This is a genomic window from Pedobacter sp. KLB.chiD (genome assembly GCF_047040275.1).
Lineage (GTDB): Bacteria > Bacteroidota > Bacteroidia > Sphingobacteriales > Sphingobacteriaceae > Pedobacter.
The window spans coordinates 4,851,985-4,863,837 of the sequence record NZ_CP178207.1; the positions used below are offsets into that span (position 1 = coordinate 4,851,985).

At 37.5% G+C, this 11,853-nt stretch carries 14 protein-coding genes; 5 read left to right on the top strand and 9 right to left on the bottom strand.

Annotation, left to right across the window (positions count from 1 at the left end):
* Positions 1–52: 52 nt before the first annotated feature.
* Positions 53–397 carry a four-helix bundle copper-binding protein gene (locus ACK1I8_RS20060; protein WP_412467045.1) on the bottom strand — a complete coding sequence of 115 codons (345 nt, stop codon included), beginning with the start codon at positions 395–397 and terminating at the stop codon, positions 53–55.
* Positions 398–742: 345 nt separating this feature from the next.
* Here ACK1I8_RS20060 and ACK1I8_RS20065 point away from each other — a divergent pair, with 345 nt between their 5' ends.
* Together ACK1I8_RS20065 and ACK1I8_RS20070 are read left to right on the top strand one after the other, a co-directional pair.
* A complete protein-coding gene (locus ACK1I8_RS20065) occupies positions 743–1,246 on the top strand; it encodes a hypothetical protein (RefSeq protein WP_412467046.1) in 504 nt (167 codons plus the stop codon).
* Between the two features lie 265 nt (positions 1,247–1,511).
* Entirely contained in the window at positions 1,512–1,703 is a 192-nt protein-coding gene (locus ACK1I8_RS20070; protein ID WP_293785538.1) for a cold-shock protein, read from the top strand.
* Positions 1,704–1,937: 234 nt separating this feature from the next.
* Here ACK1I8_RS20070 and ACK1I8_RS20075 read toward each other — a convergent pair whose 3' ends face one another.
* Positions 1,938–2,141: a thioredoxin-like domain-containing protein gene (locus ACK1I8_RS20075; protein WP_412467047.1), complete on the bottom strand. Its 204-nt coding sequence runs from the start codon at positions 2,139–2,141 to the stop codon at positions 1,938–1,940.
* A 32-nt stretch (positions 2,142–2,173) separates the two neighbouring features.
* The gene (locus ACK1I8_RS20080; RefSeq protein WP_412467048.1) at positions 2,174–2,314 is read right to left on the bottom strand and encodes a hypothetical protein; all 141 of its coding nucleotides are present in this window, start codon (positions 2,312–2,314) and stop codon (positions 2,174–2,176) included.
* A 322-nt stretch (positions 2,315–2,636) separates the two neighbouring features.
* Between ACK1I8_RS20080 and ACK1I8_RS20085 the strand changes: the two genes are divergently transcribed.
* The 3 genes from ACK1I8_RS20085 (at position 2,637) to ACK1I8_RS20095 (ending at position 6,154) form a co-directional block, all read left to right on the top strand.
* Positions 2,637–3,317: a succinate dehydrogenase cytochrome b subunit gene (locus tag ACK1I8_RS20085; protein ID WP_412467049.1), complete on the top strand. Its 681-nt coding sequence runs from the start codon at positions 2,637–2,639 to the stop codon at positions 3,315–3,317.
* Positions 3,318–3,337: 20 nt separating this feature from the next.
* The gene (locus tag ACK1I8_RS20090; protein ID WP_412467050.1) at positions 3,338–5,317 is read left to right on the top strand and encodes a fumarate reductase/succinate dehydrogenase flavoprotein subunit; all 1,980 of its coding nucleotides are present in this window, start codon (positions 3,338–3,340) and stop codon (positions 5,315–5,317) included.
* A gap of 66 nt (positions 5,318–5,383) precedes the next feature.
* Positions 5,384–6,154 carry a succinate dehydrogenase/fumarate reductase iron-sulfur subunit gene (locus ACK1I8_RS20095; protein ID WP_293785546.1) on the top strand — a complete coding sequence of 257 codons (771 nt, stop codon included), beginning with the start codon at positions 5,384–5,386 and terminating at the stop codon, positions 6,152–6,154.
* A 464-nt stretch (positions 6,155–6,618) separates the two neighbouring features.
* On the opposite strand, the gene ACK1I8_RS20100 is transcribed toward ACK1I8_RS20095, so the two are convergent.
* The 6 genes from ACK1I8_RS20100 to ACK1I8_RS20125 all read right to left on the bottom strand — a co-directional run bounded on the left by ACK1I8_RS20100 (position 6,619) and on the right by ACK1I8_RS20125 (position 11,853).
* Complete coding sequence (locus ACK1I8_RS20100) at positions 6,619–7,224, bottom strand: hypothetical protein (RefSeq protein ID WP_412467051.1); 606 nt, start codon at positions 7,222–7,224, stop codon at positions 6,619–6,621.
* A 16-nt stretch (positions 7,225–7,240) separates the two neighbouring features.
* Positions 7,241–9,220 carry a TonB family protein gene (locus ACK1I8_RS20105; protein ID WP_412467052.1) on the bottom strand — a complete coding sequence of 660 codons (1,980 nt, stop codon included), beginning with the start codon at positions 9,218–9,220 and terminating at the stop codon, positions 7,241–7,243.
* Positions 9,217–9,594 carry a BlaI/MecI/CopY family transcriptional regulator gene (locus tag ACK1I8_RS20110; RefSeq protein ID WP_293785553.1) on the bottom strand — a complete coding sequence of 126 codons (378 nt, stop codon included), beginning with the start codon at positions 9,592–9,594 and terminating at the stop codon, positions 9,217–9,219. Before ACK1I8_RS20110 ends, ACK1I8_RS20105 begins: the two co-directional genes overlap by 4 nt.
* Before the next feature lie 209 nt (positions 9,595–9,803).
* A complete protein-coding gene (locus tag ACK1I8_RS20115) occupies positions 9,804–10,445 on the bottom strand; it encodes a response regulator (protein WP_412467053.1) in 642 nt (213 codons plus the stop codon).
* A 2-nt stretch (positions 10,446–10,447) separates the two neighbouring features.
* Positions 10,448–11,116: a sensor histidine kinase gene (locus tag ACK1I8_RS20120; protein WP_412467054.1), complete on the bottom strand. Its 669-nt coding sequence runs from the start codon at positions 11,114–11,116 to the stop codon at positions 10,448–10,450.
* 89 nt (positions 11,117–11,205) lie between these two features.
* Complete coding sequence (locus tag ACK1I8_RS20125; protein WP_412467055.1) at positions 11,206–11,853, bottom strand: hypothetical protein; 648 nt, start codon at positions 11,851–11,853, stop codon at positions 11,206–11,208.

Sequence of the window (11,853 nt, forward strand, 5' to 3'; positions counted from 1 at the left end):
GTAATAAATAGTTTAAAGGCTTCCCAGGTTAAACCGGGAAGCCTTTTTTATTTTAGTCCTGATTGATAGTTTCGTGATTGGCATGACAGGCGTCCGCACATTCTTCGCAGGCCGCCGCACACTGCCTGCAGTGTTCATGATCATGTTTACTACATTCTGCAGCACAAAGCCTGCATATTTCTTCGCAAAGCAATAAATACTGACGCCCTATAACCGAGTCTCTTTGCAATAATCTGGCCGCCTGGGTACAGATATCCGCACAATCCCTATCCAGTTTAATACAATTGATCATCATATTGATGTCTTCTTCTTTTAAGCAAGATGATGCACAATGTTCACAAGCTAACGCACAATCTAGCAAGTTCTGGATCAAAGCATGGTTGTTTCTCATTTCCATATCAATTTTATTTTAGTGATACATGTTTTATAATAGTAGTAACCCGCCAGCTCACTGAACAGTTTTTTCAAAATTGAATTATCATAATTTAATCTGCGTTTTACAGATTGTCGCGTTATGCCAAAAGATTCTTCACTGCGTTCAGAATGACAATTGATTTGAATGCAGTTTGTTAAAAGACCTTAAATCTCAGCTGCTCTGCTTAATTTTTTATACCTAAATCAATATTCATCCGTTTTTCATAATCAAGATTTAGTTTCGCTATTATCGATTGATCATTAGCCTTTAACGAGATTAAGTAATTTTTATAGTTCCATATTGGAATCACCCACAAAAACCGAACTTATGGCTTTAGCTAGTATTAACCTCAGCATAAAACAATATTTCAACTTCATGTGCAGAACGGATTTTGAAAGACGGATATTTCATGATACTTATAAAGAATTTCAAAAGAGATCAAAACTATACAGCCTGGATCAACAAGTGCATACTTTTTCACAGATGCTGCTAAATAACGAAGAGGCAGGTACGCTAAATCAAAAGCTTCAGTATTCGGTAATGAACAGCATTGCTGCCTTAGAAAATAAAATGCCTATTTTAAATGATCTTAAAGACCGTCCAATACTTTTTGATTGGGCCGAGTTACATATTTATGCTTCAGATCTATTAAATAAAGCAGCACATGTGGTTTCGATTACCTATACCAGTCCGAAATTAATTTTACACGAAATCGTTGGTGATTTGTTAATCTTAAGCTATAGTACTAAAGCCAACGAAACATTGGTTGTAAAAATTACCGAAAACGTGACGGTAAATTATGAACCAAGCGAAAGTCTTGTTTATCGCTAATTGGAGATGAGGTTGTAAAGTTTCGAATTTTGGGGTCTAAATTTGCTTTGCTCACGCAGGAAAGCAACTTAGAGCGCCTTGTTTTTAATGCATTTTAGTGATAAAACCATGTGGTGTAGCCATTATTAATACATTAAATGGGATCTCAAAAGGTACTTAAAGCACAAATAGACGATGTATTTGGCAGTATTTATATAATAAAAAAAATAAAAAATTGATTTATAGGTATTTAAACCTATCTTTGGTGAAATTAAAATACAATATAATGCAACAAGGAACAGTAAAATTTTTTAATGAAACTAAAGGTTTCGGATTTATCACTCCATCTAATGGCGATGCCGAAATTTTTGTTCATGTTTCAGGCTTAATCGATAACATTCGCGAGAATGATACCGTAAACTACGATGTAGAAGAAGGTAGAAAAGGCCTAAACGCGGTAAATGTTAAAGTAGCTTAAGAAAACTCGAATACATAAATCGTAAAAAGTCCCGATGTAAATCGGGACTTTTTTTATGCATTGCTATTTTTTGCTCATTCTTTACCTGCTAAATATTTGCTTATTTCACTGTCTACAAAATCCAGGGTGAGGTTATTGTTGCTGAGCACTATACCATTTTTATCTGTTAAAAAAATAGGTCGCGCCATAACTACTTAGGTTTTTTGCGTTTGGCGATTTTGCGCCTAACTGGTCTTAATATTGTGGCCAGATCAATCTGTCGGCTTTAATTACACTTTCCCAGCTATGCTTGTTCCTGTCGAAAGATATGCCGATAAATTCTACGTTCCTATTCTTATATTTTTCGTAAAGATGAACCAATATCTGATTATTTTTTCTGTTTTTTCCGCTATAAGCAACCCAGCAGATCATAAGGTTAACCGTTTTTAATATACTCAAATCAAACTTTTTTCCATCAGGCGTTTCGCCTTCTATATATTATTCAGTTCTGAATTTATTTTTTTCTCTCTCCATATATCTGCCTTTTTTGCCTTCTCTGCAATATTCTCGGCAGTAGCGAGGTCGGGTTCATGCTCTGCCTGCGCTAAACTATCTAATAGGTTTTTATTCATCTCCTCTTTTTGTTTGTAAAAGCTGATCATTTCTTCACCTTCTTTGGTTGGTGCATTTTTAAAGGGATAAGTGATGGTATTTTTTTCATCAGAACACCCATACTTTTAATTTTTAATGAAAGGAAACCTTGTATCTGCCGCTACATTTGAACTGATATTAATAACCGAAACCCTAAATAAGCACATATTCTTTCGATTAATTACGAATATGCTTTAGAATGTTTCTAAATAAATGTTTTATCGCTGTTTTGTCATAATCGTTTATAAATTAAACTCATAATTAGATATTTTTGCAGAAAATTTAGATATAAATCCTAATCAAATGAGTGGTTTCGGAAATGCACTTTCTTCATCAATAGGAAGAAAATACGTGATGGGTATTACAGGGATATTCCTGATACTCTTTTTAATTGTACATGCAGGTATTAATTCGTTAATATTTCTTGACGATAATGGTTTGAAATTTAATATTGGGGCGCATTTTATGGCTACCAATTGGATCATTAGAGCGGGTGAGTACATATTGTTTTTAGGTTTACTCGTGCACATTTACCAGGCAGTTAACCTAACTATTCAAAATAGAAAAGCCAGACCGGAAGGTTATACAGTTTATAATGGTAGCGCCAACAGTAAGTGGTACAGTCGCTCCATGGGCTTGTTGGGAACTTTACTGCTGATTTTTCTTGTTATCCACTTGAAGGACTTTTGGGTGGTTTCCCGTTTCACAGGAATTCCGACAGTTGATGCCAACGGACATGAGGATTTATATGCCGTAATGAGAGCAAAGTTTCAAGATCCGGTTAGGGTTATTGCTTATGTTTTATTGATGATTTCCCTTTGTTACCACTTATTGCATGGTTTCGCTTCTGCATTTCAGACGATGGGATGGAACCACTCCAAATATAACGGGATTATTAAACGCGTTGGTGTATGGTATGCAGTGATTATTTCGATCGTATTCGCATTAATGCCAATTGCAGTTTATACACATTTAATTGATTAAGTTTTAGCACAAAAAGATATATGTCAGATATTAATTCAAATATTCCAGAAGGCGAATTAGCCAGTAAATGGACAAAATATAAGTCTTCAGTGCCTTTGGTTAACCCATCGAACAAAAGAACTATTGAAGTAATCATTGTAGGTTCGGGATTAGCTGGTGCATCGGCGGCGGCTACTTTAGCCGAGATGGGTTACAAAGTAAAATGTTTTTGTTTCCAGGATTCGCCACGTAGAGCACACTCGATCGCTGCTCAGGGTGGTATCAATGCAGCAAAAAACTATCAGAATGATGGTGATAGTGTTTATCGCCTTTTCTATGATACGATTAAAGGAGGCGATTATCGTGCCCGTGAAGCCAATGTGCATCGTTTGGCCGAGGTAAGTGCCAATATTATAGATCAATGTGTGGCACAAGGTGTGCCTTTAGCCCGTGAATATGGTGGTTTGTTAGATAACCGTTCGTTTGGTGGTACACAGGTGCAACGTACCTTTTATGCTGCTGGTCAAACTGGTCAACAGTTATTGTTAGGTGCATATTCTGCTCTAGAACGCCAGATTGGTATGGGTAAAGTAGAAATGTATACCCGCCACGAAATGCTTGAAGTGGTTAAAATTGATGGCAAAGCACGTGGTATTATTGCCCGTAACTTAATTACAGGAGAAATTGAGCGTCACTTCGGTCATGCGGTAGTATTGGGTACTGGTGGCTACGGTAATGTATTCTATCTTTCTACCAATGCGATGGGGAGTAATGTAACGGCAGCGTGGAAAGCACATAAACAGGGTGCTTATTTTGCAAACCCATGCTACACGCAGATTCACCCAACCTGTATCCCGGTTTCTGGCGATCATCAATCTAAATTAACGCTGATGTCTGAATCGTTGCGTAACGATGGACGTATCTGGGTGCCTAAAAAGAAAGATGACAACCGTAAAGCTTCAGATATTCCGGAAGATGAACGAGATTATTATTTAGAGCGCCGTTATCCTGCTTTTGGTAACCTGGTTCCTCGTGATGTGGCTTCGCGTGCAGCCAAAGAGCGTTGCGATGCAGGTTATGGTGTTGGTGCTTCTAAACTGGCTGTTTATCTAGACTTTAAAGCCAATACAGAGCGTTACGGAAGAATCGAAGCAGCTAAAGCAGGTAACCACAATCCGGATAAAGAAACCTGCATGCGCTTAGGTACTGCAGTAATTAAGGAAAAATATGGTAACCTGTTCGACATGTATGCACAGATTACCGGTGAAAATCCTTACGAAACGCCAATGCGTATTTATCCGGCGGTTCACTATACGATGGGCGGTTTATGGGTTGATTACAACCTGATGACATCTGTACCTGGTTTATATTGCACCGGAGAAGCTAATTTCTCCGATCATGGTGCTAACCGTTTAGGTGCATCTGCTTTAATGCAAGGTTTAGCCGATGGTTATTTCGTTTTACCGTACACTATAGGTGCTTATTTATCAAAAGAAATCTCTACTAAAGCTATCCCGACTGATCACCCTGCTTTTGCAGAGGCAGAAGCCAGAGCAGTAGGCATACTGAATACCCTAGTTAACATTAAAGGAACGAAATCGGTAGATCATTTCCACAAGCGTTTAGGCCACATTATGTGGGAGAAATGTGGTATGGCCCGTAATGAAAAAGGTTTGAAGGAAGCCATCCAGGAGATCAGGGCTTTGCGTGAAGAATTCTGGAAAGATGTACGTGTGCCTGGTGCTGTCAATGAGCTTAACCCTGAATTGGAAAAAGCAGGTCGTGTGGCTGATTTTATCGAACTTGGTGAGTTGATGTGTATCGATGCTTTAAACCGTAACGAAAGTTGTGGTGGCCACTTCCGTGAGGAGTATCAGACGGAAGAGGGTGAAGCATTACGTGATGATGTAAATTACGCATACGTAGCCGCCTGGGAATTTAAAGAAGGTGTAAACTTCGAACTTCACAAAGAAGAACTGAAGTTTGAAAATATTAAAGTTGCACAAAGAAGTTATAAATAGCAGAGCGCATGGAGCATAGAGCATTCAGGCTCTTTGCCCTATGTTCCCCGCCTAAATCTCAATATCATGAGTACAGGAAATATGAACTTAACGCTAAAAGTTTGGCGTCAAAAAAATAACAATACCAAAGGTGCTTTGGTAGATTATAAATTGGCCGATATTTCACCGGATATGTCTTTCCTAGAGATGTTCGATGTATTAAACGAACAATTAATCAATAAAGGTGAAGAGCCGGTAGTATTCGACCACGATTGCCGTGAAGGGATTTGCGGAATGTGTTCAATGTTTATCAATGGCCGTCCGCACGGACCAAAAGATTTGGTTACCACCTGCCAGTTGCACATGCGCTCATTTAAAGATGGCGATACCATAGTTGTTGAGCCATGGAGAGCGGCTGCTTTTCCGGTGGTAAAAGATTTAACTGTAGATCGTTCTGCGTTTGACAGGGTTATTGCTGCCGGTGGTTTTATTTCGGTAAATACCGGTAATGCGCAAGATGCCAACAATTTACCAATCCCTAAAATGCAGGCTGATGCGGCTTTTGAAGCGGCTGCCTGTATCGGTTGTGGTGCCTGTGTGGCAACCTGTAAAAATGCTTCTGCCATGTTATTTGTATCAGCTAAAATCTCTCAGTTAGCGCTATTGCCACAAGGCCAACCAGAGCGTTACCGCAGGGTGCAAAGCATGGTTGCGCAAATGGATGCCGAAGGTTTTGGTAACTGTACCAATACTGGTGCCTGTGAGGCCGAATGTCCTAAAGGGATTTCTCTAGAAAACATTGCACGTATGAACCGTGATTTTGCATCTGCAAAATTTATTTCAGAAGAAACTGTTTAAACGATTACTGTGTTACTGGTTCAATGACCAGGCATTAAGCCTCCACATTGTGGGGGCTTTTTAGTTTTGCTGAAATTGCTTTGAGTATTATAACGCTGCCGTTGCGTTAATTTTTTCTTAAATATAAAGGTATAATTCTGATGGCTTGTAAGGAGGCTGATGTTTAAAAGTAAGTGCTTGTTTACACAGTTGGAGACTATTATGAAAACATATGAAACTTTAGATCTCAAAAGTGAAAGTTTATATAACATATTAGCATCAAAATAAAAGTTTGCGAAAGTTGTAATAATCTTATGTTTGCATATTAATATTTTACGTATTTTGAAATTTTATTCTGTGATGTTTGCATTTATATTAAATTTTTTTTTAAATTTAATCTTCCGAGACAGGAGAGAAAACACAAAACCCCGGCAATTTTGCTGGGGTTTCGTGTTTCAAGAAATTAACTTTTTAATGTATTCAAATTAATTTTTCTTTGATGCTGCTTTTTTAGTGGTAATAATTATTACTCCATTTTTACCTTTATCGCCGTATAATTTTTGTGCGCCCGCATCTTTTAGCACATCAATTGATTCAATAGAGTCTCCCTTTAACTGAAGATTATCAACTTCTTTCCCATCTACAATGTAAAGTGGTTTTGCTTTAGGGTCAGTGTCTTTGTGAAGAAGATTTTTAATGATGACCCTGGCGCTATCAGGCATATTCCTATATCGGCCGCTCGGACTGATCACTGTTTCAGATTTCAGGCCGTCAGATATTCTTTCCGGAAGAAAACTAACTTTTCCACTTTTAGTCTGCACTTCAATTACTCCAGCTATACCTTCTGTTCCATATTGATTAATAGCGGCGCTATCATTAAGAATGTTGAATGATTTTATATCATCAACCGGGAGGTTGATCAGTGCCGAAGTTCCTCTTACATATTGTTTCTGACCATCAATGATGATCAGGGCACTGTCGGACCTGGAAGGTTTAAATTGAAATGACGGATTTTTTTTGAGATCGATGTTTTGCGTAAAACCGGCTAAACTAAAGCTCATCAGTAGGCTAAATAAGATTACTTTTTCCATATTGAATTAGTTTAGGTTAAAATTTTTTTTGAAGTTCGAAAGAATTAGTGTTTTTATCTGTGGTAAGCTCGTTTGTGTTAAGTGGCTTGAAAATATTGCTACTTGCACCTTTACTGGTTACTAAAATTACACCGGCTTTTGCTTTTGGTCCATATAGATCCATTGCAGTTTGATCTTTTAAGACATCTACTGATTCGATGTTGTTTGGATTGATCTTATTCAGCAAACTGTTGTCTGCTAATTTAACACCATCTAAAATAATTAAAAGATCAGTATTGATACCCTGTTTTAACTCCGATCGGTCGCCGGGAATGCCGCTTTTTAGTGTTTCTTTTGCCGGATCATTGAGCGTGAAATTGATGTTGATGTGATATTTTACCCTTACGGCTAAGCCATTTCTGATGCCCGGGTTCCATTTTGGTGATTCTTTCAGAACCCTAATGGCTTCTTCGTCCGTACCGCTTCCTAAACCGCGTGTAATCTGAATATCAGAAAGGGCACCATCTTTTTCCACTACAAAGCTAAGGAAAACCTTACCCTGAACATTGTTATCCTGAGCCAGCTTTGGATACTTGATATTGCTACCCACATATTTATAAAATTTGGCTATTCCGCCGGGAAATTCCGGTTGTTTTTCAATAGAAACAAAATCATATATGTCTCCTTTATTTTCAGATTTTAAATTGTTGGTTTCTTTATCTGCAGGAAGATAAGATAAGATGTTAATTTTGTTCAGCGCTATATACCCATCAGGTTTTGACAGCAGTGTATTCTTAAATTCTTCTGAAGACTCGGGAATGCTAAAACTTACTGTCAAGGCGTATTTCCCATCAGCAACAGTTTTAAAACCTTTGTATAATAAAATTACCCTCATCAACTCTTCATCGCAGCCAGCACCTAATTTTACACTTGATATTATACGGTTAACCTTACCTTCTTTCACATTAAACCTTACCTGGGCATTACCCTGAATTTGATCGCTGTTGGCTGCTTTTGGATATTTGATGTTCCGTGCCAGAAATTGATAAAATCCTTTCCAATTCAGATCTGTTTTGCCTTCGACCGAAGTTTTTGGTGCCATAACCGTCTTCTCTTGCGAGGTAACCATGTTTTCAACCATTTCGATTGGCTTATCCATCGGTATTTGATCGGTAATGGACAACAATTGCTCATTTTTACGCACGGTAGCCGAAGAAAGTACAATGAGAAGGGCAAATAGTGGAATAAAAATTCCATACTTCAGGATAGCGATCTTTTTGGAGCGCTCTTTATGGAGCATGAAAATTCTTTTTTTGATCAGCGATTTTTCTAAAAAGCCGTTAGTTAAGGTATTTGGTGAAATACCAAACGACTTACTGAGTAACAACATCGCATATTCAGCCTTATCGCCTTGAAACGCTGCGGCCAGTTCATCAGCCAAATACTCGTGGATATTTTTAATGGCTTTCTTATAAAGATAAATCACGGGGTTTAACCAGGTAATAATCCCGATAATTTCGAAAAATAAAATATCGATGGTATGCCATTGTTTGATGTGTGCTTCTTCATGAATATCAATCACATCCATTTGAGGTAATTCCTGATCAATTACTTTTGTCCCAAAAAAAGAGAAAGCGGAGCCGGCTTTACCTATTGTGATGAGTTTTTTTACGGCTAATAAGTTAAATACGAACCTACCAAAAAAGAACAAAATTCCTGTACAGTAGATATACACAAATGCATTGCCCCAGTTAAACCCGTTGCTACGTTCCGCTACAATTGTTGCTTGTGCCAAAACGGCTTCCCAATTAACCGACGTATAAACCTGTTGCGCCGCCCGCTGCTCCGTTAACCATTCTAAACGGATAAATGGTGTGCATAAAGATAAAACACCCGCTGATACTAAATAAATGCGATTTAAGGTAAAATAAGTTTCCTTATCTAACAGTAATTTGTAAAAGCCAAAAAAAACAATCAGGTATAAGTTTACCTGTAATAAGTAGTGGGCGAAACTCATTTTGGCTTATGTTTAATCTGATTAATCATTTTTAAAATTTCATCAACATCACTTAAATCCAGTTTTTCTTCTTTAACGAAAAAAGAGAACATACTCTCTACAGAGTTTTCGAAGTAATTGCCCAAGAGTTTTTCTGTTGCATGGCGTTTATATTCTTCTTTGCTGATTAAAGGATAATACTGATGAGCCTTTCCGAAGGCTTCGTGACCAATAAAACCTTTGGTTTCCAAAATTCTAATAATGGTTGATACCGTGTTGTAGGCAGGTTTGGGGAGGGGCAGTTCGTGAATCACTTCTTTAACAAATGCTTTTTCCAATTGCCATAAAACCTGCATAATCTGCTCTTCTGCTTTAGTTAAATCTTTAATTTCCATAATAGTTAATAATAATAAGGATGACGGCAAATTGATTTGCCTTAACTAAATTAAAACTAATTTGTTAGTTGCCCAAACTTTATTTAATAATTATATGGAAATAAATAAGACAGCGTTCTTACACCTTTTTGTAGTTTTTCTTTAAAGAAAAATGCCCGCTCCATATGCGTGTATTTATCTGATAACCAGTCTATTGATTGGTATTTAAGTTAGATGTTGATCAAATTGTTTTTGATGCCATACACCACTAATCCGGTACGCGATTTAATATTTAGCTTTGCAAAAAGAGATTCCCTATAGTTGTCGACCGTTCTGGGGCTAACATTCATCAGATCGGCAATCTCTTTATAGGTAAGTTCGGTACTGCAATATTGAAGAAATGTAAGCTCTCTATCAGAAAATGTAGGTTTAACGTTGCCCTCCTTTAAAGCTACTAAAAGCCTGCCCGATACGAGTTCATTTACATAAAACCCCTTGCTTACAATCACTTTAATGGCAGTCAATAAATCGGCGGGTGTAGATTCTTTGAGCATGTAGCCTCCCGCACCTGCTTTAAGCATCCCAATTATTGCTTTTTCATCCTCCAGCATGCTAAGTGCAAGTATATGAACATCCGGGTAGTTTGCTTTGATCCATTTGGTAGTGGCAAAGCCATCCATTACAGGCATGTTAATGTCCATTAAAATAAGCTGAACTCCGGGTTGCTGATTGATTTTAGTTTGAAGATCGATTCCGTTCATGGCTTCGAACATCACTTCTATTTCGTCAAATTCTTCTAATAAACTGGCTAATCCAGAGCGGAAGAGGGTATGGTCATCAACAATTGCAATAGAAATACTTGGTTGCTGCATAATTAAGGATAAGGGATTTCAATTGAAATGGAGGTGCCTTTGCCTGGTGCCGAATTTAATACTAATTTTCCATTGATCATCTCCATTCTTTTATAAATGGAATTTAGGCCCATCCCCGATTTTTTTGTCTTCATATCATCCGGGTCAAATCCTATACCATTCTCAGCTACCTTTAAATGTAAAACATTTTTATCAAGGTAGGTGTCGATCTGTATATGTTTTGCCTGAGCATGTTTAATGATGTTATTGACAATTTCCTGTAGCAAACGAAGAATGATCAAATCTTTATCAGGGGATGTAATCTGCAGATCTACCAATAGGTTATTCACTTTTAGCTCATATGTCCCCGCCTTGTTAAGCCAGTTAATTTCCTGATCTATAGCATGGCCAATGCCATTTTCTACCAGCTGTTCGCCGTGTAAAAGCTTGGCCAACTCCCTCAACTCTTTAATGGATTTGTTAATAAGCGCTAATGAATTGTCTATTTTCTTTTTGGCCCTGTCTTCATCATTTAAATTTATGGAGTTTAAGGTGAGGGTGGTCAGGCTGAGCAGCTGGCCAACATTATCATGTAATTCGGTAGCGATACTTTGCATCGTCTGGTCCTGTACTTCCACACGGGTCTGAAGCATTTCCGACTCAAATTTCTGCTGCATGTTCTGCTTTTCCAAAAAATGATTCTTTTTATGGCGATTGTAGGATCTGATGTATAAAATCAGAAACACCGGCACGAGCAGGAATATAAGTGTTGCAACGGCGACTAAGAGTGCAATTTTTGTTGTTTCATTGTGCATATAAAAGAATATAGCCAACAGCTATATAAAATAAGGTTTAGTACAACATAAATACAATATCTCAAGGTAGCAAAACCTATAATTTTAACGGTAAATAATCCATCAAAAAGGTTCGACATGGTACTTCCGAAGTAATAAAACAAAACGCCGGTAACCCACCAAAATTCGGGGTGTACTTTGATTTCGATAAAGTTCTCATCTTTTAACAGCAAGTAGTAATAGTACAGGCAATAAAGTGTGAAAATGACAGACATCACACTAATTGTAATGGTATTTAAATCGGTAAATGGTCGATTGATTACAAAGAAAATATAGGTTAGGACTATAATGCCCAAACCTATAATAAATATGGATTTAGGGTTAGTATATCTTTTAATACAGTGGTAAAGGCCGTATAGTATTGTACTAATTTCAAAAATGATGTAAATGTTAAATAGCCATAAATTGTGTATTCCTCTTATGGCTAAATAAGCTGCAGCCTCCTCTGTAACCAGTGCAATAGCTAAATAGCAGGTAACTACTTTTCCGAAAGCATTTTTATCTTTCCATATGATAGCAAGTGCGGCTATAAAGCAAATAACTTCTGCTATAAATATGGGGGATAGATATCTCAT